The organism is Clavibacter michiganensis, assembly GCF_002151125.1.
GTDB classification, from domain to species: Bacteria; Actinomycetota; Actinomycetes; order Actinomycetales; family Microbacteriaceae; genus Clavibacter; species Clavibacter michiganensis_C.
The window spans coordinates 104,684-131,149 of sequence record NZ_MDJZ01000015.1; the positions used below are offsets into that span (position 1 = coordinate 104,684).

General features: G+C 73.2%; 28 protein-coding genes. 24 read left to right on the plus strand and 4 right to left on the minus strand.

The window, feature by feature from the left end; all coding sequences use genetic code 11:
* Positions 1-14 precede the first annotated feature (14 nt).
* The 9 genes from coaD (at position 15) to BFL37_RS08355 (ending at position 9,964) form a co-directional block, all read left to right on the plus strand.
* Positions 15-506 carry a pantetheine-phosphate adenylyltransferase gene (gene coaD, locus BFL37_RS08315; protein ID WP_086514666.1) on the plus strand — a complete coding sequence of 164 codons (492 nt, stop codon included), beginning with the start codon at positions 15-17 and terminating at the stop codon, positions 504-506.
* Positions 507-525: 19 nt separating this feature from the next.
* Positions 526-1,098 carry a YceD family protein gene (locus BFL37_RS08320; protein ID WP_086514667.1) on the plus strand — a complete coding sequence of 191 codons (573 nt, stop codon included), beginning with the start codon at positions 526-528 and terminating at the stop codon, positions 1,096-1,098.
* 2 nt (positions 1,099-1,100) lie between these two features.
* Positions 1,101-1,304: a 50S ribosomal protein L32 gene (rpmF, locus tag BFL37_RS08325; protein ID WP_012298174.1), complete on the plus strand. Its 204-nt coding sequence runs from the start codon at positions 1,101-1,103 to the stop codon at positions 1,302-1,304.
* A 25-nt stretch (positions 1,305-1,329) separates the two neighbouring features.
* The gene (gene rnc / locus BFL37_RS08330) at positions 1,330-2,046 is read left to right on the plus strand and encodes a ribonuclease III (protein ID WP_012038044.1); all 717 of its coding nucleotides are present in this window, start codon (positions 1,330-1,332) and stop codon (positions 2,044-2,046) included.
* A 6-nt stretch (positions 2,047-2,052) separates the two neighbouring features.
* Positions 2,053-2,988, plus strand: a complete 936-nt coding sequence (gene mutM / locus BFL37_RS08335; RefSeq protein WP_086514668.1) for a bifunctional DNA-formamidopyrimidine glycosylase/DNA-(apurinic or apyrimidinic site) lyase — start codon at positions 2,053-2,055, stop codon at positions 2,986-2,988.
* Positions 2,989-3,070: 82 nt separating this feature from the next.
* Positions 3,071-6,856: an AAA family ATPase gene (locus tag BFL37_RS08340; RefSeq protein ID WP_086514669.1), complete on the plus strand. Its 3,786-nt coding sequence runs from the start codon at positions 3,071-3,073 to the stop codon at positions 6,854-6,856.
* Between the two features lie 20 nt (positions 6,857-6,876).
* Positions 6,877-7,752 (plus strand): signal recognition particle-docking protein FtsY, encoded by an 876-nt coding sequence (ftsY, locus tag BFL37_RS08345; protein WP_012038048.1) that lies wholly within the window; start codon positions 6,877-6,879, stop codon positions 7,750-7,752.
* A 118-nt stretch (positions 7,753-7,870) separates the two neighbouring features.
* Entirely contained in the window at positions 7,871-9,442 is a 1,572-nt protein-coding gene (gene ffh, locus BFL37_RS08350) for a signal recognition particle protein (protein ID WP_086514670.1), read from the plus strand.
* Between the two features lie 141 nt (positions 9,443-9,583).
* Positions 9,584-9,964 carry a VOC family protein gene (locus BFL37_RS08355; RefSeq protein ID WP_086514671.1) on the plus strand — a complete coding sequence of 127 codons (381 nt, stop codon included), beginning with the start codon at positions 9,584-9,586 and terminating at the stop codon, positions 9,962-9,964.
* Positions 9,965-10,030: 66 nt separating this feature from the next.
* Here the strand turns inward: BFL37_RS08355 and BFL37_RS08360 are convergent, their stop codons facing one another.
* Positions 10,031-11,224 (minus strand): MarP family serine protease, encoded by a 1,194-nt coding sequence (locus BFL37_RS08360; protein ID WP_086514672.1) that lies wholly within the window; start codon positions 11,222-11,224, stop codon positions 10,031-10,033.
* Between the two features lie 19 nt (positions 11,225-11,243).
* A complete protein-coding gene (locus BFL37_RS08365; protein ID WP_172403773.1) occupies positions 11,244-12,377 on the minus strand; it encodes a glutamate--cysteine ligase in 1,134 nt (377 codons plus the stop codon).
* Between the two features lie 273 nt (positions 12,378-12,650).
* Here BFL37_RS08365 and rpsP point away from each other — a divergent pair, with 273 nt between their 5' ends.
* Genes rpsP through trmD form a run of 4 tightly spaced genes read left to right on the plus strand, consistent with a single transcriptional unit; the run spans position 12,651 to position 14,608 of the window.
* Positions 12,651-13,064, plus strand: coding sequence for a 30S ribosomal protein S16 (rpsP, locus tag BFL37_RS08370; protein ID WP_086514674.1), 414 nt, complete (start codon positions 12,651-12,653; stop codon positions 13,062-13,064).
* A gap of 3 nt (positions 13,065-13,067) precedes the next feature.
* Positions 13,068-13,304 carry an RNA-binding protein gene (locus BFL37_RS08375; protein WP_012038054.1) on the plus strand — a complete coding sequence of 79 codons (237 nt, stop codon included), beginning with the start codon at positions 13,068-13,070 and terminating at the stop codon, positions 13,302-13,304.
* Positions 13,282-13,920, plus strand: a complete 639-nt coding sequence (gene rimM, locus BFL37_RS08380) for a ribosome maturation factor RimM (RefSeq protein ID WP_086514675.1) — start codon at positions 13,282-13,284, stop codon at positions 13,918-13,920. Before BFL37_RS08375 ends, rimM begins: the two co-directional genes overlap by 23 nt.
* Position 13,921: 1 nt before the next feature.
* Complete coding sequence (gene trmD, locus BFL37_RS08385; RefSeq protein WP_086514676.1) at positions 13,922-14,608, plus strand: tRNA (guanosine(37)-N1)-methyltransferase TrmD; 687 nt, start codon at positions 13,922-13,924, stop codon at positions 14,606-14,608.
* 27 nt (positions 14,609-14,635) lie between these two features.
* On the opposite strand, the gene map is transcribed toward trmD, so the two are convergent.
* Positions 14,636-15,403, minus strand: a complete 768-nt coding sequence (gene map, locus BFL37_RS08390; protein WP_086514677.1) for a type I methionyl aminopeptidase — start codon at positions 15,401-15,403, stop codon at positions 14,636-14,638.
* A 70-nt stretch (positions 15,404-15,473) separates the two neighbouring features.
* Here map and BFL37_RS08395 point away from each other — a divergent pair, with 70 nt between their 5' ends.
* The 9 genes from BFL37_RS08395 to BFL37_RS08435 all read left to right on the plus strand — a co-directional run bounded on the left by BFL37_RS08395 (position 15,474) and on the right by BFL37_RS08435 (position 23,000).
* Positions 15,474-15,965 (plus strand): hypothetical protein, encoded by a 492-nt coding sequence (locus BFL37_RS08395; RefSeq protein WP_086514678.1) that lies wholly within the window; start codon positions 15,474-15,476, stop codon positions 15,963-15,965.
* A gap of 164 nt (positions 15,966-16,129) precedes the next feature.
* Positions 16,130-16,474 carry a 50S ribosomal protein L19 gene (gene rplS, locus BFL37_RS08400; protein WP_012298189.1) on the plus strand — a complete coding sequence of 115 codons (345 nt, stop codon included), beginning with the start codon at positions 16,130-16,132 and terminating at the stop codon, positions 16,472-16,474.
* A gap of 66 nt (positions 16,475-16,540) precedes the next feature.
* A complete protein-coding gene (gene lepB / locus BFL37_RS08405; RefSeq protein ID WP_086514679.1) occupies positions 16,541-17,293 on the plus strand; it encodes a signal peptidase I in 753 nt (250 codons plus the stop codon).
* A complete protein-coding gene (locus BFL37_RS08410) occupies positions 17,293-17,952 on the plus strand; it encodes a ribonuclease HII (protein WP_086514680.1) in 660 nt (219 codons plus the stop codon). Before lepB ends, BFL37_RS08410 begins: the two co-directional genes overlap by 1 nt.
* Before the next feature lie 110 nt (positions 17,953-18,062).
* A complete protein-coding gene (locus BFL37_RS08415; RefSeq protein WP_012298192.1) occupies positions 18,063-18,386 on the plus strand; it encodes a DUF2469 family protein in 324 nt (107 codons plus the stop codon).
* A gap of 110 nt (positions 18,387-18,496) precedes the next feature.
* Positions 18,497-18,853, plus strand: a complete 357-nt coding sequence (locus tag BFL37_RS08420) for a YraN family protein (protein WP_086514854.1) — start codon at positions 18,497-18,499, stop codon at positions 18,851-18,853.
* Positions 18,853-20,403, plus strand: coding sequence for a YifB family Mg chelatase-like AAA ATPase (locus tag BFL37_RS08425; RefSeq protein WP_086514681.1), 1,551 nt, complete (start codon positions 18,853-18,855; stop codon positions 20,401-20,403). Before BFL37_RS08420 ends, BFL37_RS08425 begins: the two co-directional genes overlap by 1 nt.
* A complete protein-coding gene (dprA, locus tag BFL37_RS08430) occupies positions 20,403-21,785 on the plus strand; it encodes a DNA-processing protein DprA (protein ID WP_241533919.1) in 1,383 nt (460 codons plus the stop codon). Before BFL37_RS08425 ends, dprA begins: the two co-directional genes overlap by 1 nt.
* 246 nt (positions 21,786-22,031) lie before the next feature.
* Positions 22,032-23,000 (plus strand): tyrosine-type recombinase/integrase, encoded by a 969-nt coding sequence (locus BFL37_RS08435; RefSeq protein WP_086514682.1) that lies wholly within the window; start codon positions 22,032-22,034, stop codon positions 22,998-23,000.
* Between the two features lie 75 nt (positions 23,001-23,075).
* On the opposite strand, the gene BFL37_RS08440 is transcribed toward BFL37_RS08435, so the two are convergent.
* Positions 23,076-23,627, minus strand: a complete 552-nt coding sequence (locus BFL37_RS08440; protein WP_086514683.1) for a murein hydrolase activator EnvC family protein — start codon at positions 23,625-23,627, stop codon at positions 23,076-23,078.
* A gap of 118 nt (positions 23,628-23,745) precedes the next feature.
* On the opposite strand from BFL37_RS08440, the gene BFL37_RS08445 reads away from it, so the two are divergent.
* Together BFL37_RS08445 and rpsB are read left to right on the plus strand one after the other, a co-directional pair.
* The gene (locus BFL37_RS08445; RefSeq protein ID WP_086514684.1) at positions 23,746-25,203 is read left to right on the plus strand and encodes a sugar porter family MFS transporter; all 1,458 of its coding nucleotides are present in this window, start codon (positions 23,746-23,748) and stop codon (positions 25,201-25,203) included.
* Positions 25,204-25,442: 239 nt separating this feature from the next.
* Positions 25,443-26,405, plus strand: coding sequence for a 30S ribosomal protein S2 (gene rpsB, locus BFL37_RS08450; RefSeq protein ID WP_086514685.1), 963 nt, complete (start codon positions 25,443-25,445; stop codon positions 26,403-26,405).
* Positions 26,406-26,466 lie beyond the last annotated feature (61 nt).

Here is a 26,466-nt window from a genome sequence, read left to right on the forward strand (position 1 = left end):
CCTAGGCTGGCGGGATGCAGCGGATCGCCGTCGTCCCCGGATCGTTCGACCCCGTCACGCTCGGGCACCTCGACGTGATCCGCCGCGCCGCCCGCCTCTACGACGAGCTCGTCGTGCTGGTGGTGCACAACCCGGCGAAGACGCCCATGCTGCCGCTCGAGGAGCGCGTCCGCCTCATCGAGCGCGTGATCCGCGACGCCGGCCTCCCCGGATCCGTCCGCGTCGACTCGTGGGGCGCCGGCCTCCTCGTCGAGTACTGCCGCGGGATCGGCGCGACCGTGCTCGTCAAGGGCGTCCGGTCGCAGCTCGACGTGACGTACGAGACGCCCATGGCGCTCGTGAACCGCGACCTCGCCGACGTCGAGACCGTGCTGCTGCTCCCGGATCCCGCGCACGCGCACGTCTCGAGCTCGCTCGTGCGCCAGGTCGAGGCGCTCGGCGGCGACGTCGCGCCGTACGTGCCGCCGGCCGTCGCGGAGGCGCTGGCCGTCCGGCGCGCCGGCTGACGCCCCGTAGGATCTACGGGTGTCCAGGTTCCAGAAGACCCCATTCACGGTCCACGTGCACGACATCGTGCACCGCCCCGGGGAGATGCGCGAGCTCGACCTGACCATCGTCACCCCCGAGCGCATGGGGGAGGGCCTCATCGCCGTCCCCGCCGGCCGGGAAATGCACGTCACCGTGCGCCTCGAGTCCCTCCACGACGGGATCCTGGCCACCGGCGAGGTCGACACGGTGGCCGACGGCCAGTCCGCGCGCACCCTCGCCGACATGCAGGAGCGTGTCCAGGTCGATTTCGCGGAGATGTTCGCGTACTCTCTTGATGAAGCTTTCGACTACCAGGTCCAGGACGAGCACGTGGACCTGGAGCCGGTCATCCGGGATGCGGTGGTCCTTTCACTGCCGTTCCAGCCCGAAGTGCCGGGCGAGGACCTCGATCTCGATCTGGGTCCCGGCATCAGCCTGGTCCTGGCGGACTCCGACCCGGAGCCCGTGATCGATCAGCGCTGGGCGGCCCTGTCCGGCTTCCGAGCTTCCGAAGACAGCGGTGCGGCGCGTGAAGACGCCGACACCGAAACGCAGAGAGATGAGAGTTAGCCATGGCTGTACCCAAGAGGAAGATGTCCCGATCCAACACGCGCGCGCGTCGCTCGCAGTGGAAGGCCGAGGCTCCCACGCTCGTCAAGACCATCGAGAACGGCAAGGTCGTCTACTCCATGCCGCACCGTGCGCGCGTGATCGAGGACGCCGCCGGCACGCCCCTGTACATGGAGTACAAGGGCCGCAAGGTCGCCGACGTCTAGTCGCGACCCGCACGGTACGTCGGACATGACCGACACCCAGGGATCCCGCGTCCACGGCGACCGCGACGCGCTCCGGCGCCTCCTCGCCGTGGACGTGAGCCCCGAGCTCCTCGAGCTCGCGCTCACCCACCGCTCGTACGCGTACGAGCACGGCGGCATCCCGCACAACGAGCGCCTCGAGTTCCTCGGTGACTCCATCCTCGGGCAGGCCGTCACGGTCATGCTCTACCTCGAGAACCCCGACCTCGACGAGGGCGAGCTCGCCAAGCGGCGCGCCAGCCTCGTCTCGAGCGTCGCCCTCGCGGAGGTCGCCACCCGCATCGGGCTGGGCGAGCACCTGCTGCTCGGCCGCGGCGAGGAGCTCACGGGCGGTCGCGCCAAGTCGTCGATCCTCGCCGACACCGTCGAGGCCATCATCGGGGCGTCGTACCTCGACGCCGGGGGAGAGGCCGCGACCGGCCTCGTGCTCCGCCTCATCGCGCCGCTCCTCGAGGATCCCGCGCGCTTCGGCGCCGCCATGGACCCGAAGACCGCGCTCCAGGAGAGCGCCGCGCGCCAGGGCCTGCCCGCGCCCGTCTACGACGTGAGCGACAGCGGACCCGACCACAGCAAGCGCTTCCACGCCGTCGTCACCGTCGGCGACGCCGTGCGGACCACGGGCGAGGGATCCAGCAAGAAGCAGGCCGAGATGACGGCCGCGCTCGAGGCGTGGACGCGCCTCGAGGCGCGCACCACGGCCTGACCCGCGGTGCCCGAGCTCCCAGAGGTCGAGGTCGTCCGCGCGGGCCTCGAGCCCGCCGTGTCCGGTGCTCGGATCACCGGCGTCGAGATCCTCGACGCCCGGTCGCTCAAACGGCACGACCCGCTCGAGGGCGCGTTCGTCGAACTGCTCGTCGGCCGCGTGATCACCTCCGCGGTCCGTCGCGGCAAGTTCCTGTGGCTGCCGCTCGAGGCCGACGCCGGACGCGACGGCACCGGCCCACGCGCCCTCGTCACCCACCTCGGCATGAGCGGGCAGGTGCTCCTCCGGGAGCCCGGGTCCGACCCCGACGGCCTGCTGCGGATCCGCATGGGCATCGAGCACCCGCGGCACGGCGAGCTCGTGGTCGCCTTCGTCGACCAGCGGATCTTCGGGTCGATGGCCGTCGACCGCCTCGTCCCGACGCCCGACGGGCACGCGGGCGGCCGCGGATCCGCCGCCGCCCTCGTGCCGACGCAGGTCGCCCACATCGCGCGCGACCCGCTCGACCCCGCGTTCGACGACGAGCTGCTGCTCGACCGGCTGGCGCGGCGGCGCACGGGGATCAAGCGCGCGCTGCTCGACCAGACGCTCGTGAGCGGCATCGGCAACATCTACGCGGACGAGGCGCTGTGGGCGGCGAGGATCCACTACGCCCACCCGACGGATCGGCTCGGTCGGGGCCGCGCGCTGAAGCTCCTCGCCGAGGTGCGGCACGTGCTCGCGAAGGCGTTGGCGGAGGGCGGCACGAGCTTCGACGCGCAGTACGTGAACGTCAACGGCGCCTCCGGCTACTTCTCGCACTCGCTCAACGCCTACGGGCAGCAGGGGAAGCCGTGCCCGCGCTGCGGCACGCCGATCGTGCGCGAGGCGTTCATGAACCGGTCGAGCCACTACTGCCCGCGGTGCCAGGCGCTGCCGGACGCGGTGGTCCGGGCGGACTGATGCGCAACCCGTCGCGGCTCCCGGATGCCCGGCGCCCGTCCGGTACCGTGATCCAGACCACGAGGCGAGGAGGGCGGCGGGCGTGCACCTGAAGAGCCTGACCCTCAAGGGGTTCAAGTCGTTCGCGCAGCCGACCACGTTCCAGTTCGAGACGGGGGTCACCTGCGTCGTCGGGCCGAACGGATCCGGCAAGTCGAACGTCGTCGACGCCCTCGCCTGGGTCATGGGCGAGCAGGGCGCCAAGACCCTCCGCGGCGGCAAGATGGAGGACGTCATCTTCGCCGGCACGTCCACGCGCGGACCCCTCGGCCGCGCGGAGGTCACGCTCACGATCGACAACGCCGACGGCGCACTGCCCATCGACTACACCGAGGTCGCGATCCGCCGCACGCTGTTCCGCAACGGCGGCAGCGAGTACGCGATAAACGGCACGTCCTGCCGCCTGCTCGACGTGCAGGAGCTGCTGAGCGACTCCGGGCTCGGCCGCGAGATGCACGTCATCGTCGGCCAGGGCCGCCTCGACAACGTGCTGCGCGCGACCCCCGAGGAGCGGCGCGGCTTCATCGAGGAGGCCGCCGGGATCCTCAAGCACCGCCGCCGCAAGGAGCGCACCCTCCGCAAGCTCGAGGGGATGCAGGCGAACCTCACGCGTCTGAACGACCTGGCCGGGGAGATCCGGCGCCAGCTCAAGCCGCTCGGACGCCAGGCGGAGGTCGCGCGGCAGGCGCAGACGGTCGCCGCCGTCGTGCGCGACGCCCGGGCGCGGCTCGTGGCCGACGAGGTCGTCACGCTGCGTCGCGCCCTCGCGGAGCACACGCGCACCGAGGAGGAGCGCACGACCGAGCGCATGGTGCTGCAGGAGAAGCTCGACCGGGCGGTCCTCCGATCCGAGCGCATCGTCGAGGCGCAGGAGGGCGACGAGGTCGACGGCGCCCGCCGCACGGCCTTCGCGCTCGAGCAGGTGCAGGAGCGCCTGCGCAACCTGCTGTCGCTGGCGCAGCAGCGGCTCGCGCTCCTCGGATCCGCCGACGACGCCCCGGAGGCGGCAGCGGGCACGAGCCCGGCGCAGGTGCAGGAGTCCCGCGACGAGGCGGAACGGCTGGTGACGCTCATCGGCGAGGCGGAGGCGGGGTGGGCGTCCGCGCGCCGGTCCACGGCGGCGGCACGGCAGGCGCTCGACGCGCTCGACGAGGAGATCCAGGCGCAGAGCGCGCTCGTCTCCCGGCACGACCTCGAGATCGCCGGGCTCACGGGCCGCGCCGAGACCGCGGGATCCCGGCTGGCCGCGGTCCGCGGCGAGGTGCTCCGCCAGCAGAACGCGCTCGACGCGGCGCGCGCTCGGCTGGCCGCCGCGGAGGCCGAGCGCGAACGCGGCGAGGCGGAGGGCGAGGCCGACGAGCAGGGCGGGTCCGAGCTGACGCGCGCCTACGAGGACGCGCAGGCCGACGTCGCCGCCGAGGAGTCCGCCATCGAGTCCGTGCGCGAGGAGCTGCACGCGAAGGAGCGCGAGCGCGACGCCCTGGCCGCGCGCGAGCAGGCCCTCGCGAGCGCGCTCGACCAGCGCGACGGATCCAGCGACCTCGTCGCCGCCGGCCTCCCCGGCATCCGCGGCCTCCTCGCCGAGCACGTGCACGTGCAGGCGGGCTACGAGGCCGCCGTCGCCGCGGCGCTCGGCACCCTGGCCGACGCCGTGCTCGCCGAGACGCACGACGACGCCGTCGCGGCCCTCCGCCGCGCGGTCGACGACGACCTGGGGCGCGTCGAGGTGGTCGTCGCCGGTCCGGGCGAGGGGGAGGCGGCGGTACCGACCGACGACGCCTCGGGTCCCGTCCCCGTCTCCTCCGTCGTCGACGCGCCCGACGGCGTGCGGCGGATCCTCGCCGGGGTCGTGGTGGTCGACGACCTCGCGCAGGCGGTCGCCCTCGCGCACGGTCCCGACGCCCCCGCCACCGTGATCACGCGCGGCGGCGACGTCGTCTCGGCGCACGTGCTGCGCGGCGGATCCGGCGCCACACGCTCCAAGCTCGAGCTCGTCGCCGCGCGCGAGGCCGCGGCCGGGACGCTCACCGGCGTCCGCGCCCGCATCGACGACCTGCAGGTGGACCTCGCGGCCGGTCGCGAGCGCCTGCGCGCCGCCCGGGAGCGCGCCGCCACGGCGCTCGGCGGGCTCCGCGAGGCCGATGCGCGCCTCGCCGCCCACGCCGAGCGACTCAGCCGGTCGCGCGCGCAGGCTGAGTCGGCCGCGGCCGAGCTCGCCCGCGTGCAGCGCGGCCTCGACCTCGCGAGCGCATCCGTCGACGAGGCCGTCGCCGCGTCCGACGCCGCCCGCCGCGCGCTCGACGACGCGCGATCCCGCCCCCGCCCCGTCCTCGACGCGAGCGGACGCGACGCGCTGGTCGCCGAATGGGAGGCCGCGCGGGAGGCCGAGATCGAGGCCCGCCTGCAGGTCGAGACGGCGCGCGAGCGCGTGCGCGCGGAGCAGGAGCGCACGGTCGCGCTCGAGCGTCGGGTCGCCGCGGAGCGCGCCGCGGCCGAGGAGGCCGCCCGCCGCCAGGTGATCCGCCGCCGGCAGATCGCGCGCGCCGCGTCCGTCGCCGACGCCCTGCCCGCCGTCGTGCGCGCCGCCGACCGCAGCACGGCGGAGGCGCGGCTCCTCCTGGTGCGCGCCGAGGAGGCGCGCTCCGGCCGCAACGCCGAGCTCGCCGCCCTCCGCCGCGAGGAGGCCGAGCTGCGCGCGCGCCTGCACGGGATCACCGAGGACGTTCACGGCCTCGAGCTCCAGATCTACGAGAAGCGGCTCCAGGTGTCGCAGCTGCTCGAGCGCGCCGCGAGCGAGCTCGGCCTGGGGGAGGACGTGCTCGTCGCCGAGTACGGACCCGACGTGCCCGTCCCGGACGAGGCGCCGCTCCCGCCGCGGCAGCGTCCGCGCGCCGATCGCGAGGACGCGGATCCCGAGGACGCCGATCGCGAGGACGCCGACGCGGATCCCGAGGGGGAGTCCCTGCCCGGCTCCGCTCCCGACCCGGCGGACGACGACGCGCGCCCCGCCGAACCGGCGCACGACGACGCATCCGACGCCGAGCCCGTCCCCACCCGGCCCTTCGACCGCGAGGAGCAGCGCGCGCGACTGCAGCAGGCGGAGCGGAAGCTCGCCCAGCTCGGCCGCGTGAACCCGCTGGCGCTCGAGGAGTTCGCCGCGCTCGAGCAGCGCCACCTGTTCCTCACCGAGCAGCTCGCCGACCTCACCGCGACGCGGAAGGACCTGCTCACGATCATCGACGACATCGACCGCACCATGCAGGGCGTGTTCGCGGCCGCGTTCGAGGACACCCGGCAGGCGTTCGACCGCGTGTTCCCGATCCTCTTCCCGGGTGGCACCGGCAGCATCCACCTCACGGATCCCGAGCAGCTGCTCACGACGGGCATCGAGGTGAGCGTGCGGCCCGCGGGCAAGCGCATCGAGCGCCTGTCCCTGCTGTCCGGCGGGGAGCGGTCGCTCGCGGCCGTGGCCCTGCTCATCGCGATCTTCACCGCGAGGCCGAGCCCGTTCTACATCATGGACGAGGTGGAGGCGGCCCTCGACGACGCCAACCTCGGCCGCCTGCTCACGATCCTCGAGCAGCTCCGCGACACGTCGCAGCTCATCGTCATCACGCACCAGAAGCGCACGATGGAGATCGCCGACGCGCTCTACGGCGTCTCGATGCGGCAGGACGGCGTCAGCGCGGTCGTCGGCCAGCGCGTGAGCCGCGACGAGCGTCCCGCGACGCCGGCCGACGAGGGGACCGACGCCGCGCCCGGTCCGGCCGCCGACGCCGCGCCCGACACCGCGCCCGGGCCCGCCCGCGAGGAGCCGGCCGCCTCCTGACCCGCGGCTACGCTGGGCACATGGCAGCCCGCACCCCCTGGTCCCTCTCCGGCGCGCTCCGCGGGATGTTCGCGAAGCCCACGATCGACGAGACCACCTGGGACGACCTCGAGACCGCCCTCATCACCGCGGACTTCGGCCCCGACGTCACCGAGGCCACCATCGACGACCTCCGCCAGAAGGTCGAGCGCTACCGCACGACCGACCCGCGCGACCTCCAGCGCATGCTCCGCGAGAGCATCGAGGAGCGCCTCGCGAAGCACGACCCCACGCTCAAGCTCAGCGCCCGCCCCGCCGTCATCCTCGTGGTCGGCGTCAACGGCGTCGGCAAGACCACCACCATCGGCAAGTTCGCGAAGTTCCTCCGCAACTACGGCCGCACGGTCGTCGTCGGCGCGGCGGACACCTTCCGCGCCGCCGCCGTCGACCAGCTCGCCACATGGGCCGACCGCGCCGGCGCCGAGATCGTGCGCCCGCAGCAGCCCGGCCAGGATCCCGCCAGCGTCGCCTTCCAGACCGTCGAGCACGCGATGCGCACGGGCACCGAGATGGTCATCATCGACACGGCCGGCCGGCTGCACACCAAGGGCGGCCTCATGGACGAGCTGTCGAAGATCCGCCGCGTGGTGGAGAAGCAGTCGCCCATCGCCGAGGTGCTCCTCGTGCTCGACGCGACCACCGGCCAGAACGGGCTCGCGCAGGCGCAGGCGTTCATCGAGCACGGCGGGGTCACGGGCCTCGTCATCACGAAGCTCGACGGATCAGCCAAGGGCGGCTTCATCCTCAACGTGCAGGAGCGCACGGGCATCCCCATCAAGCTCATCGGCCAGGGCGAGGGCATCGGCGACCTCACGGGCTTCACCCCCCACGTCTTCGCCCAGAACCTCGTCGGCTGACCCGGGCGCCGGGGATCCTCGGCCCCCGCGTCGTCGTCCAGGACCTCGTCGGCTGATCCGGGCTCCCACCTGGGCGCTGGACCGGCGGCTGGTCCGCGCCGGTTAAGCTGGACCCACCATGGCTACCTTCGGAACACTCTCGGACCGCCTCGCCGAGACCTTCAAGAACCTGCGCGGCAAGGGCAAGCTCAGCGCCGCGGACGTCGACGGCACCGTCCGCGAGATCCGCCGCGCGCTGCTCGAGGCGGACGTCGCGCTCGACGTCGTTAAGGCGTTCACCGCCTCCGTCCGCGAGCGCGCCCTCGGCGGCGAGGTCAGCCAGGCGCTGAACCCCGCCCAGCAGGTCGTGCAGATCGTCAACGAGGAGCTCGTCGGGATCCTCGGCGGCCAGCAGCGCCGCATCACCTTCGCCAAGAGGCCGCCGACGGTCATCATGCTCGCCGGCCTCCAGGGCGCGGGCAAGACGACCCTCGCCGGCAAGCTCGGCAAGTGGCTCGCGAAGGACGGGCACACGCCCATGCTCGTCGCGGCCGACCTCCAGCGCCCCAACGCCGTGCAGCAGCTGCAGGTCGTCGGCGAGCAGGCGGGCGTCCCCGTCTTCGCGCCCGAGCCCGGCAACGGGAAGGGCAACCCGGTGCGCGTCGCCAAGGACGCGATGAAGCACGCGGTCGACAAGCAGTACAGCGTCGTCATCATCGACACCGCCGGCCGCCTCGGCGTCGACCAGGAGCTCATGAAGCAGGCCGCGGACATCCGCAAGGCCACCGATCCCGACGAGGTCCTCTTCGTCATCGACGCCATGATCGGCCAGGACGCGGTCGCCACCGCCAAGGCGTTCCAGGACGGCGTCGACTTCACGGGCGTCGTGCTCTCCAAGCTCGACGGCGACGCGCGCGGCGGCGCGGCCCTCTCGGTCGCCTCCGTCACGGGCCGCCCCATCATGTTCGCCTCCACGGGCGAGGGCCTCGACGACTTCGAGCCCTTCCACCCCGACCGCATGGCGAGCCGGATCCTCGACCTCGGCGACATCCTCACCCTCATCGAGCAGGCCCAGTCGGCCTTCGACGAGGAGGAGGCGATGGAGGTCGCCGCGAAGCTCGCGAGCGACAGCTTCACGCTCGACGACTTCCTCAAGCAGATGCAGCAGCTCCGCGGCAAGGGCTCCCTCAAGAAGATGATGGGCATGCTCCCGGGCATGGGCGCCATGAAGGAGCAGCTGGAGAACTTCGACGAGAAGGAGATCGTCCGCACCGAGGCGATCATCCAGTCGATGACGAAGGCCGAGCGCCAGAACCCGAAGCTCCTCAACGGCTCGCGTCGACTCCGCATCGCCCGCGGATCCGGCATGACGGTCACCGACGTCAACGGCCTCGTGCAGCGCTTCGAGCAGGCCTCGAAGATGATGCGCACGGTCGCGCGCGGCGGCATGCCGCAGATCCCCGGCATGGGCCCGATGCCCGGTGCGCACTCGAGCCGCAAGCCCGTGCAGCAGAAGAAGAAGGGCTCGAAGTCCGGCAACCCGGCCAAGCGCGCGCAGGAGAACGCCGCGCTCGCGTCCGGCCAGCGCATCGGTGGCCCGACGGCTCCCGCGGGCTCGGGCTTCGGCCTCGCCGGCGGTGCGAAGGGCGGCGCGAACGGCGCCCCGAGCGAGGAGGAGCTCGCCTCGCTGCAGAAGTTCCTCGGGCGCTGACCCGCCCCATGTGACCCTCGACGGCGTCCTCCCCACGGGGAGGGCGCCGTCGTCGCATCCCTCGACGCGCGTGCCCCCGCGTGCCAGCGTGGGGGCAGCATCGCGGCGCCCGGTCGCGGTCCCGCGCATCAGGAGCTCCCCGTGTTCGCACCCGTCACCGCCTTCAGCGGCTTCAGCGTGGACGACGTCCCCGCCGCCCTCGTCTTCTACCGCGACACCCTCGGCCTCGAGGTCGAGGAGATGCCGGAGATGGGCATGCTGCGCCTCGTGCTCCCCGGATCGGGCGCGCGCGTCCTCGTGTACCCGAGACCGGATCACGTGCCCGCCGAGTACACGGTGCTCAACCTGGCGGTGGGCGACGTGGAGGCTGCGGTCGACGAGCTGGGCCGCAGGGGCGTCGCGACGGCCCGCTTCGACGGCATGCCCGTGGACGCCGACGGCATCATGCGCGGGCACGGACCGGACATCGCGTGGTTCCGCGACCCCGCCGGCAACGTGCTCTCGGTGCTCGCCGCCGAGTGATCCACGGCCCGCAGCCCGCAGCCGTCAGCTCGCGGATCGACACGGCGGTCCGTGCGGTCGCGCGGCTCAGACCGCGCAGCGCCCGGAGTCGACCGGGGTCGTGGCCCCCGCCTGCTGCAGGACGGGCGCGATCTCGTCGAGCGTCATGGCGTAGCCCGTCTGGGAGTCCACGGTCGAGGTCGCGAACACGAGCCCGACGACGCGCCCCTGCTGGTCGAACAGGGCGCCGCCGGAGTCCCCGGGGCGGACCGTGCCGCGCACGGAGTAGACCTCGCGCGTCACGGGCTGCTCGTGCTGGATGTCCGTGCCGAGGGCCTGGACCACCTCGCGGATGCGGGCTCCCGTCGCCTGGAACGGTCCGCCGCCCGGATAGCCGGCGACGACGGCCTCGTCGGATGCGGCGAGCTCGTCGCCGAGCGCGAGCGGAGCCGCGGTGAGGCCGGGCACGGCGAGGACGGCGACGTCGCGGGCCGGGTCGAACACCACCAGCTCCGCCGGCAGCAGGTCGCCGGTGCCGCCCTGCTGCACGTAGACCTCGTCCGATCCCGTGACCACGTGCGCGTTCGTGACGACGCGGTCGCCCTGCACGACCCAGCCGCTCCCGGAGGACGAGGTGCCGCAGGACCGCGCCGACGAGAGGATCTTCACCACGCTGGCGGACGACCGGCGCACCGCCTCGGGCACGTCGGCGTCGGGCGCGGCCGTGTCCGCGATCGACTCCTCGCCGTTCGCGAAGACCCGCGGGTATCCGACGTCGTGGAGGGCCTCGTCGAGCGCGGAGAGCGCGGTGCCGCTGGAAATCGGGCTCACCCGGTCGAGCGCCTGGACGATGCGCGACGACGACGCGAGCTGCACCGCGGGGATCACGCCGCTGGAGCCGAGGAACCCGCCGATGAACCAGACGGAGACGGCCCACGCCGCGAGCCCCGCGACGGCGCCGATCCCGCGGTCGAGCCCGCGCGCCGCGCCGCGGGGACGGAGGAGGCGCGTGAGGACGCTCGCGATCTGGGCGAGGATCCCGCTCACCAGCGACGTGGTGACGAGCATGAGCAGAGCGGCGGCGATCGTGCGCTGCAACCCGTCGGCCACGCCGAACTGGTCGAGCAGCGCCAGGAAGGCGGGCGTGATCGCGAGCGCCAGGGCCACGCCGAGCACGATGCCGGCGAGCCCGGCGACGGTCACAATGGCCCCGCGGCGCCAGCCGGCGAGGGCCGCGAGCACGGCGACGACGAGGATGACGATGTCGACGGCGGGGCTCACCTGGACAGTCTGCCCCGGGTCACCGTCCCAATCCTGAGCGGAGCTCCTGGACGAGGTGCGTCACGACGGGGGCGAGCGCGCCGTCGTTCTCCTCGGCGACCCGCAGCTGGCGCTGGTAGCTCGCGCCGCGGTCGACGATGTCGAGGATCCCGCGCAGCTCCGCCGCGCAGCCGAGCGCGTCCGCGGTGGGGGAGAGGCGCTCCACGAGCGCCCGGGTGTCGTCGCCGACGAGGGCCTCCTCGCCCGCGGCGTCCTGGATGATGATCGCGTCCATGCCGTACCGGGCCGCCCGCCACTTGTTCTCGCGCACGAACCACGGCTGCATGCGCGGCAGCTCCTCGCCGCGGTCGAGCGAGGCGGACATGTCGTGGACGAGGCACTGCACGAGCGCCGCGAGCGACGCGATCTCCCCGAGCGTCGAGACCCCGTCGAACACGCGCGTCTCGAGCGTGCCCCACTTGGGCGCCGGCCGGATGTCCCAGCGCAGCTCGCTGTGGTGGTCGATGACGCCGACGTGCGTCATGTCGCCGACGAGCCGCTCGTAGTCGGCCCAGGTGGTGAGGTCCGGCGGCAGCCCCGCGGTCGGGAGCTGCTGGAACATCAGCGCCCTGTTGGACGCGTAGCCCGTCTCCTGCCCGGACCAGTACGGGCTCGACGCGCTGAGCGCCTGGAAGCGGGGGAGGTGCACGAGGAGCGCGTTGAGGATCGGGAGCGCCTTCGACGCGTCGTCGATGCCGACGTGCACGTGCACGCCCCAGATCATCATCTGCCGCCCCCACCACCTGGTGCGGTCGAGCAGGGTCGCGTAGCGCTCGTTGTCGGGCGTGACGTCCTGGTCGGGCCACGCGCTGAAGGGGTGCGTGCCCGCGCACATGAGGTCGATGCCGAGCGGATCCGCGACGCCCACCACGCGCTCGATCAGCCGCGCGAGGTCGTCCACGGCGTCCTCGACCCGCGCATGCGGAGCGCTGACGACCTCGACGGTGTTGGTGAGGAACTCCCCGGTCACGTGCGGGTGCGCGTCGTCGTGCGGGAAGGAGCGGAGGATCTCGGGCGCGGCTCCGGCGAGCTCGCCGGAACCGCGGTCGACGCAGGCCAGCTCCCACTCGATCCCGACGCGGGACGGGGGCTGCTGGGCGAAGTCGATCTGCATGCGGGTCCTGCCGTCCACGGGGTCTCGGGGCGCATGCGCCGGGTGTCGTCCGATCATGCCACGCGGGTCCCGTCGCGGCCGGGGCACGACGCCGTGCGGCGCGCCGGGAGGCGGGGTCCCGGCCGAGCCCGGCGTCTGCCATAATGATCTGTCGAGTCCGCGAACGTCCGACCCTCTAATCAGGCGCCGCGAGACCCCATCGAACCAATGCCGAGTGTGCCCCCACGCTCACGGCCGTCAGTTCACCCCACACAAAAGAAATTCAGGAGAATTGTGGCTGTCAAGATCCGTCTGAAGCGCCTGGGCAAGATCCGCGCGCCGTACTACCGCATCGTCGTCGCCGACTCGCGCACCAAGCGCGACGGCCGCGTCATCGAGGAGATCGGCAAGTACCACCCCACCGAGGAGCCCTCGTTCATCGAGGTCCAGTCGGACCGGGCGCAGTACTGGCTCTCCGTGGGCGCCCAGCCCACCGAGCAGGTCGAGGCCCTCCTCAAGCTCACGGGCGACTGGGGTCGCTTCAAGGGCGACAAGGACGCCGTCTCCACCGTCCGCACCCGCGAGGCGAAGCCCGCCTACGTCGCGGACGAGAAGAAGAAGCCGGTCCTCAAGCCCAAGACCGAGAAGGCCGCACCCGCGCCCGAGGCCGCCGCGCCCGAGGCCGAGTCGACCGAGGAGCAGGCCTAGCCCATGCTCGCTCCCGCGCTCGCTCATCTGGTCAAGGGCATCGTCGAGCACCCGGACGACGTCTCCGTGACGAGCAAGGGATCCCCCCGTGGCGAGGTCCTCGAGGTGCGCGTGCACCCCGAGGACCTCGGCCGGGTCATCGGCCGAGCGGGTCGCACCGCGAAGGCCCTCCGGACGCTCGTCTCGGCTCTCGCCGACGGCCAGCGCGTCCGCGTCGATGTGGTGGACACCGATTCCTGAGGACATCGTCCGGGACCCCGCGGCGTTCCGCGTGGGCCGGCTCACCAAGGCGCACGGGCTCAAGGGCGCCGTGAAGCTCGAGCTGTTCACGGACGACCCCGACAAGCGCTTCGTCCCCGGAGCCGAGTTCTCGCTCCAGGTCCCCGACACGTCGCCGTGGCACGGGCGGACCCTCACGCTCACCGAGCTCCGCTGGTACAACAGCCACCCCGTCGGCTTCTTCGAGGGCGTCGCCGACCGCACGGCCGCCGAGTCGCTGGCCAAGGCCATCCTCTGGATGACGCCGCCCGCCGACGAGCCGGACGAGCCCGACGCCTGGTACGACCACCAGCTGGTGGGGCTCAAGGTCCTCCGCGACGGCGTCGAGGTGGGCACCGTCTCGCTCGTGGATCACTTCCCGGCGCAGGACCTGCTGCACGTGGACACCCCGACGGGCACCGTCCTCGTGCCCTTCGTGCAGGCCATCGTCCCGTCGGTCGACGTGGAGGCCGGCACGCTCGTCGTCACCCCGCCCCTCGGCCTCTTCGAGGAGATCCCCGACGAGAAGCCGCAGGCGGCCGCCACGGACGCTGCGCCCGACGCCGACGCCGCCCCCGAGGGCGACGACGCCCGCTGACATGCGGATCGACATCGTCTCGATCTTCCCGGAGTTCTTCGGGGTGCTCGACATCTCCCTCCTCGGCCGCGCACGGCAGTCCGGCCTCATCGACCTCCGCGTGCACGACCTGCGCGCCTTCACGCACGACCGCCACCGCACCGTGGACGACACCCCCTACGGCGGCGGAGCCGGCATGGTCATGCGCCCGGAGCCCTGGGGCGAGGCCATGGACGAGGTCCTGTCGGACGACACCGACCCCGTCGTGATCTTCCCCTCGCCCGCCGGCGAGGTCTTCACGCAGGCCATGGCGCGGGAGCTCTCCGCGGAGCGTCACCTCGCGTTCGGCTGCGGCCGCTACGAGGGCATCGACCAGCGCGTCGTCGACCACACCGCGACCCGGGCACGGGTCCGGCTCGTGAGCCTCGGCGACTACGTGCTGAACGGCGGCGAGGTGGCGGTCATGGCGATGATCGAGGCCATCGGCCGGCTCGTGCCCGGTGTCGTCGGCAACCCCGCGAGCCTCGTCGAGGAGAGCCACTCCGACGGCCTGCTCGAGCACCCCAGCTACACGAAGCCGCCCGAGTGGCGCGGCCTGGTCGTGCCCGACGTGCTCCGCAGCGGCAACCACGGGGCGATCGCGGCCTGGCGTCGCGAGCAGCAGCTCGAGCGCACGCGTCGCGTCCGCCCGGACCTCCTTCCGGACTAGGTCGGCGGGGCCCGGCCGGCGCCGTCGTCAGGAGCGAGCGGTGAGGATCAGCGGGCCGGACTCCGTGATCGCCACGGTGTGCTCCATGTGCGCGCCGCGCGAGCCGTCGGCGCTGCGGAGCGTCCAGCCGTCCTTGTCCGTGTAGATCTCGTCGGTGCTCTGCAGGAACCACGGCTCGATCGCGACGACGAGGCCGGGACGCAGGGGGACTCCGCGGTTCGGCCGGCCCTGGTTCGGGATGTGGGGATCCCCGTGCATGGTGCGGCCGACGCCGTGGCCGCCGAAGTCGGTGTTGACCGAGTAGCCGGCCTCCGTCGCGACGGCGCCGATGGCGGCCGAGATGTCGCCCGTGCGGCCGCCGGGCTGCGCGGCCCGGATCCCCGCCTCGAGCGCCGCGGTCGTGACCTCGATGAGGCGGACGTCCTCCTCGCGGGGCGTGCCGACGATGACGCTGACGGCCGAGTCGCTGACCCAGCCGTCGACGGACACCGCGAAGTCGAGGCTCAGGAGGTCGCCGTCCTGCAGCCGGTAGTCGTGGGGGAGCCCGTGCAGCACGCCGTCGTTGACGGAGGTGCAGAGGACCTTGCCGAACGGCATCGCGCCGAAGGACGGGTGGTAGTCGATGTAGCAGGACTCGGCGCCGCGCGCGCGGATCATGCGGTGCGCCTCCCGGTCGAGGTCGAGCAGGTTGACCCCCACATCGGCCTGCGCGGCGAGGGCGGTGAGCACGGAGGCCACGAACTCCCCGGCGGGTCGCATCTGGTCCATCTCGGCGGGCGTTCGCAGTTCCATCACGCGAAGGATCCTACGGGAGCCGGGCCCCGGGCCTGTCGGGGCGTCCAGGATCCGCTCGTAGCATGAGCCCATGCAGCAGTCCCCGGCCCTCGGTCTCCGTCGCGTGCTCTATCGCTGGCAGTTCGCCGCGGTCGCCGTCCTCCCCGCCTGGCTCCTCGTGGGCTGGGCGGCCTTCGGCTCGGGGGGATGGGAGCTCCTGCTCGTGATGCCCGCGGCGGTCGCCCTGGGGATCGCGCTGCTCGCCGCCCTCGGCCTCCTGCTGGCGCGCCGCTCCGTCCGCACCGCGCGCGCCGTGTCCCCGACGGACGCCGTCGCGATGGGCATCCTGACCCTCGCCGTGATCGGGACGGGCACCTACTCCGTCGTCAGCACCTGGTGCGCCGTGGTGGCGGCGATCGCGGCCGTCGCGCTCGTCGCGCTGGCCGTCCGGCAGCTGGTGACGGAGGCACGGCAGCGCATGGAGGAGGTCATGGCCGTCATCGAGCGGGACGCCCAGCCGCGCCCGCCCGAGTGGAAGGCCGCCGAGGGCCCCGACGCCGGGCGCACCATCCGGCTGGACTGATCCGCGCTCCCGGCGCTTTGCGCTCGACGCGCCCGAGGTGACAGAATGGGCGATCGTGCCTGCCGCCGACCCTGCCACGGGGGAGTCGGCCATCCATGCGGGCCGTTCCCCTTCCAGAACTTGATGCGCAGTCGACCCGTGGCGGTTGCAGAGAGCGGTACACCATGCACATCCTCGATTCCGTCGACAAGGCGTCGCTGCGGTCGGACATCCCCGACTTCCGCGCCGGCGACACGGTCAAGGTCCACGTCAACATCGTCGAGGGCAGCCGCTCGCGCATCCAGGTGTTCCAGGGCATCGTCATCGGCCGTCAGGGCGAGGGCGTCCGCGAGACGTTCTGCGTCCGCAAGGTCAGCTTCCAGGTCGGCGTCGAGCGCACCTTCCCGGTGCACTCCCCGGTCATCGACCACATCGAGGTCGTGACGCGCGGCGACGTGCGCCGCGCCAAGCTGTACTTCCTGCGCGACCTGCGCGGCAAGAAGGCGAAGATCAAGGAGAAGCGCTCCTAGCGCATCCCCACCTGTCATCCCACTGAGCTCCCGGCGCATATGCTTGCCGGGAGCTCAGGCGGTTAAATGACAGACAGCACGGCGCCCGTGGAGACGAGATCCTCGGGCAAGCACAGCGGCAGCGCGTCGCGCGGATGGAAGACGTTCCTCCGGGACGTCCTCGTCATCTTCGTGGTCGCCCTGCTCGTCTCGATCCTGATCAAGGCGTTCCTGATCCGGTCGTTCTACATCCCGTCGTCCTCCATGGAGGACACGCTGCAGATCAACGACCGCATCGTCGTGAACCAGCTCACGCCGCGCCTCATGCCGCTCGAGCGCGGGGACGTCGTCGTGTTCCGCGATCCGGGCGGCTGGCTCCTCCCGTCCCCCCAGGTCGACAAGCCCCCGATCGCGGCCGCCGTCGACTGGGCGCTCACCACCGTCGGGCTTTCCGCGTCGGACAGCAACGACCACCTCATCAAGCGCCTCATCGGGCTGCCGGGGGACCACGTCGTGTGCTGCAACTCGCTCGGGCAGATGAGCGTCAACGACGTCCCGCTGGACGAGCCCTACCTGAAGCTCGTACCCGGAGACGCGAGGGCTTCGGACGACGACTTCGATGTCACGGTCCCCGCCGACTCGCTCTGGGTCATGGGCGACAACCGCGGCAACTCCGCCGACTCGCGCTACAACCAGGACGGTCCGACCAAGGGCTTCGTGCCGATCGACCACGTCGTCGGTCGCGCATTCGTGATCACCTGGCCCATCGACCGCTGGTCGATCCTCAGCGACCACCCCGAGACGTTCGGCGACGTGCCCGAAGCCGCTCCCGCGGGCTGATGCCGGTCGCTGACCCGACCCTCGAGCTCGAGCACGAGCTCCTCGGGGCGGGTGCGGTGCTGGTGATCGGCTGCGACGAGGTGGGCCGCGGCGCCCTCGCCGGGCCGGTCGCGGTGGGCATGGCGGCGCTCGGCCTCGATGCCGGCGCGTTCCCGGCGGGGCTGCGCGACTCGAAGATGCTGAGCGAGAAGCGCCGCGAGGCCCTGCACCCCCGGGTGTCCGAGTGGGTGCGCCACTCCGCGGTCGGCATGGCCTCCGCCGAGGAGGTGGATGCCCTCGGGATCACGGCGTGCCTCGGCCTCGCCGGGCGACGCGCGCTCGTCGAGCTCCACCACCTCGGCGTGCCGCTCCTCGACAGCGTCGTGCTCCTCGACGGATCGCACGACTGGCTCACCCCCGCGCTCGCGCATCCGGTGCCGGTGCGGCTGCGCGTCAAGGCGGACCGCGACTGCGCCTCGGTGGCGGCGGCGTCCGTGCTGGCGAAGGTGCACCGGGACCGCCTCATGGTCGCCTGGCACGAGGAGTCGCCCGAGTACGGCTGGGCGGGGAACAAGGGCTACGGGAGCCGAGCCCACCTCGACGCGATCCGGGCCAGCGGGGCGTCGCGGATCCATCGGCGCACGTGGCTGGGCGGCGTGCTGGCCGCTCCCGTCGCCTGAGGCCCACCTCGAGGGCGGCACCGTCGGACGACGGTGCCGTGCGGACGGCGCCGCCCGGACGGCGCCGCCCGGACGGCGGCGGTCACGGGGGCGGTTAGGATCGACGGACCATGGATGACGACGAGTTCGAGGACTACGACCGCGAGGTGGAGCTGGCGCTCTACCGGGAGTACCGGGACATCGTGTCCCAGTTCAAGTACGTGGTCGAGACCGAGCGGCGCTTCTACCTCGCCAACGAGGTCGAGCTCGTGCGGCGCGACACGGAGCACGACTTCTACTTCGAGCTGAGCATGACCGACGTGTGGGTCTGGGACGTCTACCGCTCCGACCGGTTCGTGAAGTCCGTCCGGGTCCTCACCTTCAAGGACGTGAACGTCGAAGAGCTGTCGGCGAAGGAGTTCGAGCTCCCCAAGGAGCTCGCCATCGACGAGTAGGGCTCCTCCCGGATCCCTCCCCAGGCAGCCGGTCGGAGCCCACCCCACGGCCTGGTGCTGCGGGCACGCCCATGCGGACGCCGTCGCGCATCCTCCTCGTGGAGGTGCGCATGACACGCGAGCAGGACCTGGGACGACGCGGCGAGGAGCTCGCCGCGCGACATCTGATCGGGCGCGGCTACGCGCTCGTCGAGCGCAACTGGCGGTGCCGCGAGGGCGAGATCGACCTCGTGATGACGCACGCGGGGACGACCGTCCTCGTGGAGGTCAAGACCCGGGCGGGGCTCGGCTACGGGCATCCGCTCGAGGCGGTCACGCGCGCGAAGGCCGCGCGGCTGCGGACCCTCGCGGGCCTCTGGTGCGAGGCCCACCCGGAGCGCCGCGGTCCCGTGCGGATCGATGTCGTCGGCGTGGTGTGGCCGCGAGGCGGGCAGCCGTCGGTCGAGGTCGTGCGGAGCGCCTGCTGATGGCGGTCGGCCGTACTCTGGCCGTCGCCCTCTCCGGCCTCGACGGGGCGCTCGTCGACGTGGAGGCGGACATCACGAGCCAGCTCCCCGGCTTCGTGCTCATCGGGCTGCCGGATGCCGCGCTCAGCCAGGCACGCGAGCGGGTCCGAGCGGCCACGGGCAACGCGGGATGCGAGTTCCCGGTCCGCCGTGTCACCGTCAACCTCTCGCCCGCCGTCCTGCCGAAGCACGGGTCCGGCTTCGACCTCGCGATCGCCCTGGCGGTGCTCGCCGCGGGAGGGTCGGTGTCGGCCGAGTCGGTGGCGGGAACGGTCCACCTCGGCGAGCTGGGTCTCGACGGGAGGCTGCGGCCGACGCACGGCATCCTGCCCGCGGTGCTCGCGGCACGTCGTGCCGGAGTGCGCCGGGTCATGGTGCCGCGCTGCCATGCGGACGAGGCGTCCCTCGTGCCGGACATGCGCGTGATCGCCGTGGCGGGGCTCCGGGACGCGGCGATCCATCACGGTGCGGAGCTCGAGCCGGAGGAGGACGACAGGCCACCGGTCGCCGTCACGGGAGCCGCGTCGACGCGGCTGCTGGGGGGTCCGGAGCCCGCGGAGCCCTGCCTGGGCGACGTCGTGGGCAACGAGGAGGCCGTGGAGGCGCTCGTGATCGCGGCGGCGGGCGGGCACCACATGTTCCTGCTCGGGCCGCCCGGCGCGGGGAAGACCATGCTCGCGCAGCGGCTCCCCGGCCTGCTGCCCGACCTCGACGAGGAGGCGGCGCTGGAGGTCGGCTGCATCCGCTCGCTGTGCGGTGAGAGGCTGGGGCCCGAGCTGCCCGTGCGACCGCCCCTGGAGGCGCCGCACCACACCGCGAGCGCCGCCGGCATCGTCGGTGGAGGCAGCGGCCGGATCCGTCCGGGCGCGGCCGTGCGCGCCAGCGGGGGAGTCCTCTTCCTCGACGAGGCGCCGGAGTTCGCGGGTGCCGTGCTGGACTGCCTCCGCCAGCCGCTGGAGTCGGGCGTCATCAGCATCCACCGCGCCAACGGGGTCGCGCACTTCCCGGGACGCTTCCAGCTCGTGATGGCCGCCAATCCGTGCCCGTGCGGTTCGTACGGCGTCGCGGGCTCCGACTGCTCCTGCCCGCCCCAGGCGCGCCGACGATACCTGGCGCGACTCTCCGGACCGCTCATGGACCGCATGGACATCCGGCTCGGCGTCCGCAGGGTCACGACGGCCGTGCACCTGGCCGCGGGTGACGCGCCGCGCGTCACGACCGCGCTGGCCCGTGAGCGGGTCGCCGCCGCCCGTGCGGCCGCCGCGGAGCGATGGGCCGCGACGCCGTGGCGCACCAACGCCCACGTCTCCGGCACCTGGTTGCGGCGCGAGGCGCGCGTCGCCCGGGGCGCGACGGCGGCTCTCGACCGGGCGCTGGACCGCGGGCTCCTCACCATGCGCGGCTACGACCGCGTCCTCCGGATCGGATGGACGCTGGCGGACCTGGACGGGGCGTCGAGCCCGGATGCGGACCACCTGGGTCGGGCGCTCCTGCTGCGAGGCGCGTCGTGATGGCCGCCGGCGACGGCGGCGTCGCCGGACCGGGCGCGGCACGTGCGCGCGCCGTCGCCCGCCTCGGCCTGCCGGCGCGCGACATGGACGAGCTGGTCGCCGCGCTCCGACCCCGACCCGGAGGCTCGGGGGAGGAGATGGACGACGAGGACGGCGTGGATGTGGCAGCGCGCTGCACCTGGTCCGGCATCGCCGAGCCGGGCGACCGCGTCGCCGGCGCGGTGATCGGCGTGCTCGGCGCGGGCGCCGCTCTCGCCGCCGTGGTCGACGGCTTCACCGCCGATGCCGTCGTGGGGGCGATGCTCGAGGCCGGCCTCGACCTGCAGGAGGACGGTCGCGCCGCGCTCCTCGGCGAGATCGACGGGGCGCTGCAGCGCTGGCGGCCCCGCGTCGTTCGAACGGAGGCGCTGGCGCGGCTGCACGCCGCGCGCGCGGTGGGCGCCCGCGTCCTGGTTCCGGGTGATCCGCACTGGCCCGTCGGCGCGGACGACCTGGGGCCGCACGCGCCGCTCGTGCTCTGGTGCACCGGCGCTCCGGCAGCGCTGGCCGCGCTGCCGAGGTCCGTGGCCATCGTGGGAGCGCGCGCGGCCACGGGGTACGGCGAGCACGTCACCGCGGAGCTGGCCGCCGGCCTCGTCGACCGCGGTGTGGCGGTCGTCTCCGGCGGCGCCTACGGCATCGACGGCGCCGCGCACCGCGCCGCGGTCGGGTCCTCGGGTCGGACGGTCGCGTTCCTGGCCGGCGGGGTCGACCGCCTGTACCCGCCCGGCCACACGGAGCTGTTCGCCCGGATGCGACGGGACGGGGCGGTGGTCTCCGAGCTTCCCTGCGGGGCGTCACCGACCCGATGGCGGTTCCTCCTCCGCAACCGGCTCATCGCGGCGGTCAGCGCGGCCACCGTCGTGGTCGAGGCGGGTGCGAGGAGCGGCTCGCTGAACACCGCCAATCACGCGGTGGCGCTGGAGCGTCCGCTCGGCGCCGTCCCCGGGCCGGTCACCAGCGCGTCGTCGTCGGGTTGCCACCGCCTCCTCCGCGAGTCCGCCGCGGTCTGCATCACCTCCGCCGACGACGTCATGGACCTCCTGCCGGGATGGAGCGCAGGCGGAGCGCAGGCTCACGCGCCGGATCCCCGGCTCCCGGCCACGCCGAGCGGTCCCGGTCCGGATCGCGCGGATGCGCGTTCCACGGAGGACAGGGGGGATCCGCGGGTCGTCCGCGTGCTCGACGCCCTCGCCGTCCGCCGCGGACGCGACACCGCGGACGTCGCGGCACGAGCGGGCCTCAGCATGGCGGAGACCTCGTCCGTGCTGGGCATGCTCGAGCTGGAGGGGGAGGTGGCCCGGCCGGACGGCGGCTGGGTGCGGCGGCCGGCGTCGCGGTGACGACCAGCCCGCGTCCGGCAACGCGGTGACGACCGGTCGGCCGCGGGTGTCACGGCATATCCCCACGCCGGCCGGGGCGGGGAGGGCGGCCCGGATGCGTGCTGGAGGACCAGATGGGGCCGGACCGCGCGGGAGGGCGGGGACGGGGACGGGGATCGATCGCGTCGGGCCGCGCGACTCCGCCGCTCGCGCCCGCGGACCCGCTGCGCCTCGCCCGCACCCTGCCCCTGGCCGTAGCCTTCGGGGATGGAGTCATCTGCGCGCACCGCACCCGCGCGCCCGCGGTCCTCGCGCGAGGCCCGGGTCGCCACCGCCCTCGATGTCGACATCGCCGAGTTCGGGACATCCCTGGAGCGGGAGCGGGGCAGCGCGTCCCACACCGTCCGGGCGTACTCCTCCGACCTGCGCGACCTCGCCGCGCACGCCGCCCGGCAGGGCGTCACGTCGTGCACGGACCTCGACCTCGAGGTGCTGCGCGACTGGCTGTGGCGGGGATCCCAGGCGCGGTTGTCTCCTGCGACGCTCGCGCGGCGGTCGGCCGCCGTGCGGGGGTTCGGGGCGTGGCTGCTGCGCACCGGGCGCGTCCCGGCCGACCCCGCCGTCCGGCTGAAGGCACCCCGCGCAGGCTCACACCTCCCGCGTGTGCTCGCCCGCGAGCAGATGTCCGGGCTCCTGGCGGACCTCACCGCACGCGCGGCGGACGACGACCCCGCAGCGCTCCGGGACCTCGCCGTCATCGAGCTGCTCTACGCGTCCGCCCTCCGCGTGTCCGAGCTCACGGGCCTGGAGATCGCCGACGTCGACGCGTCCCGGCTCACGGTGCGCGTGATCGGCAAGGGCGACCGCGAGCGCGTCGTGCCGTTCGGCGTCCCCGCGGCCGAGGCCATCGACGCCTACCTCTCACGCGGCCGGCCGCGGCTCGTCTCCCCGCGGACCGGATCGGCCCTGTTCCTCGGCGGGCGCGGCGGGCGGCTCGGGGCGCGCGCGGTCTACGGCCTCGTGGCGTCCCTGCTCGCGGACATCCCCGGGTCGGGGCCGCAGGGACCCCACGCCCTCCGGCACACGGCGGCGACGCACCTGCTCGACGGGGGAGCCGACCTCCGCACCGTGCAGGAGATGCTCGGCCACGCGAGCCTCGGCACGACCCAGATCTACACGCACGTCTCGATCGAGCGGCTCCGCCGCAGCTACGAGGGCGCGCACCCGCGGGCCTGATCCTCGGAGGCGGCGACGACGGCGCGATCCCCGACGGGATCCGCGGCGGATGGCATCGGGTGACATGGTCGAGGGTCACGGATCCAGCGGCAGCAGCACGGCGTGCCTCAGGGCGGCGAGCAGCAGCGCCGGATCCACGTAGGCGCCGTGGAGCCGCGCGCCGAGGTGCAGCCCGCCGTCCGGCTCGTGCCGCGGCTCCGCGGCGAGGGTGCCGATGACCTGTCCGGCGACGACGTGGTCGCCGGCCGCGACCAGCGGGACGACGGGCTCCACCGAGGAGACGAACCCGTCGGCGTGCTGCACGCTCACGACGGGCCGGTCGACGACCGCACCGGCGAAGGACACCGTCCCGTCCGCGGGAGCGCGCACCTCCGCCCCCGGCTCGACGGCGATGTCGATGCCGCGGTGGCCGGGACCGTAGGGGGTGGCCGGCGCCTCGAACGGCCGCGTGACGGTGTGCGGCGGATCCACCGGCCACGCCCAGCGCGGCGTCGCGGGGGTCGCGGTCCCGGTGGGCGACGTCTCCGCCGCGGACGGCTCCGGCAGCCCCGGCGCGCCCGTCCCGGCCAGGAGCCCGATCGCCAGCGCGGTCGCGCATGCCCTCCGCCGTGCATCCCCGCCGCGCATGCGCCCCTCCCTCTCCGGCGGACCCGTCCCGTGCGCCGGTCGGCCGCATGATGCCCCCTGCGACGCCGGATCCGAGCCACGCTCCCACCCCGCCGGAGAAGTGGCAGAGTGGTCCGTTGTGAACGAGACGACGACCCCCCGGGATGACAAGAAGCTCCAGCGACGCGCGATAGGCCTGGCCGTCTCGGCCGCGGTGGGGGGCTTCCTGTTCGGGTTCGACTCCTCCGTCATCAACGGCGCGGTCTCCGCCATCCAGGGCAGGTTCGAGCTCAGCGAGACGCTCATCGGCTTCGCGGTCGCGAGCGCGCTGCTCGGCTGCGCGCTGGGCGCCTACCTGGCGGGCCGCATCGCCGACCGCATCGGCCGCCGCTGGACCATGATCATCGGCGCCGGCTTCTTCTTCATCAGCGCCTTCGGCTCCGGATACGCGTTCAGCGTCTGGGACCTCACCATCTGGCGCATCGTCGGCGGACTCGGCATCGGCATCGCGTCGGTGGTGGCACCCGCCTACATCGCCGAGATCTCGCCCAAGCTCCTCCGCGGCCGCCTCGCGTCGCTGCAGCAGCTCGCGATCACGCTCGGCATCTTCACCGCCCTGCTCTCGGACGCCGTCTTCGCCGGTGCCGCGGGCGGTGCGTCGGAGGAGTTCTGGCTCGGTCTCGAGGCCTGGCGCTGGATGCTCCTCGTGTGCGCCGTCCCCGCCGTGATCTACGGCTTCCTGGCCTGGCGCCTGCCCGAGTCCCCCCGCTACCTCGTCGAGAAGGGCCGCAAGGAGGAGGCGCAGGAGATCCTCGCGAGCGTCTGGAAGCAGGAGGACATCGACCGCGCCAGCCGCGACCTCGAGCGCCAGATCGAGGAGGACCGCGTCGCCAAGCGCACCGGCACCCTCCGCGGCAACAAGCTCGGCCTCCAGGGCATCGTCTGGATCGGCATCATCCTGTCGGTGTTCCAGCAGTTCGTCGGCATCAACGTGATCTTCTACTACTCCACGACCCTGTGGCAGGCCGTCGGCTTCGACGAGTCGCAGTCGCTGACGACCTCGGTCATCACGGCCGTGACCAACGTGGCCGTCACCTTCATCGCCATCGCGCTCGTCGACCGCATCGGCCGCCGCCCCATCCTCCTGTCCGGCTCGCTCGCCATGGCCGTGTCCCTCGCGGTGATGGCCGTCTGCTTCAGCCAGTCGTTCACCCAGGACGGCGAGGTGTCGCTGCCGCAGCCGTTCGGCGTCATCGCGATCATCGCCGCCAACGTCTTCGTCATCGGCTTCGGCGCGTCGTGGGGTCCGCTGGTCTGGGTCCTCCTCGGCGAGATCTTCCCGAACCGGATCCGCGCCAAGGCCCTCGGCGTCGCCGCCATGGCCCAGTGGATCGCGAACTTCGCCATCACCGTCTCCTTCCCGGCGCTGTCCGCCTTCTCGCTGCCCTTCACCTACGGCATGTACGCCGCGTTCGCCGCCCTCTCGTTCGTCTTCGTGCTCATGAAGATCCCGGAGACCAACGGCATGTCGCTCGAGGAGGCCGAGACCCTGTTCGTCGACAAGCCCAAGAAGCGCAAGGACGCCGCGCGCTCCTGATCCGCCGCGTCGCCCTGCCGGTCGCCCGGCGGGTGGTACCATCGAGCAGCACCCGATCCAGGTCGGGTGACTACGCGTGCCCATCAGGCCTCCGCATCCACTCGGTCTCCTCCCGGCGATGAACCATGTCGCCGACGGGAGCGGATGCGCGCCGGGCACCAGGATCAGCGGTCGTCCCGACCGCCGAGCGAACCGACGAGGCGCGCAGCGAGAGCGCGCGCCGGAACAGGAGTACGGCCATGGCCGTCGTCACCATCCGCCAGCTGCTCGACTGCGGCGTCCACTTCGGTCACCCGAAGACGCGCTGGAACCCGAAGATGAAGCGCTTCATCTTCACCGAGCGCTCCGGCATCTACATCATCGACCTGCAGCAGTCGCTGGCCCTCATCGACAAGGCCTACGACTTCGTCAAGGAGACGGTCGCCCACGGCGGCACCATCCTCTTCGTCGGCACCAAGAAGCAGGCGCAGGAGTCCATCGCCGAGCAGGCGCAGCGCGTCGGCCAGCCCTACGTGAACCAGCGCTGGCTGGGCGGTCTGCTGACCAACTTCCAGACCGTGCACAAGCGCCTGAACCGCCTCAAGGAGCTCGACCTCGTCGACTTCGACGACACGACGCGCGGCTTCACCAAGAAGGAGCTGCTCATCCAGCGTCGCGAGCGCGACAAGCTGGAGAAGAGCCTCGGCGGCATCCGGAACCTGACCAAGACGCCGTCGGCGATGTGGGTCGTGGACACCAAGAAGGAGCACCTCGCGATCGACGAGGCGCGCAAGCTCGGCATCCCCGTCATCGGCATCCTCGACACCAACTGCGACCCGGACGAGGTCCAGTACCCGATCCCGGGCAACGACGATGCGATCCGCTCCGTCGCGCTGCTGACGCGCATCATCGCCGACGCCGCCGCCGAGGGCCTCATCCAGCGCCACCAGAAGCCCGACGCCGAGGGCTCCGCGCCCGTCGAGCCGATGGCCGACTGGGAGCGCGAGCTGCTGGAGCAGGGCGACGCCGCCAAGGCCGCGCTGCCCGTCGAGGAGAACGACGTCGACGCCGAGGTCTCCGCCAAGAACGAGGCGAAGTCCGAGGACGAGGTCCCCGCCCCCGTGCACGCCCCCGAGTCCGACGACGCCACCGAGGCGAAGATCGAGGCCGAGGCGACCGAGTCCGAGGCAGCGCCCGCCACGACGGCCACGGTCTCCGAGTAGTCACAGCATCTGCACCATCCCGACGGGCGGGCGCGGGGAACCGCGTCCGCCCGTCGGGCAC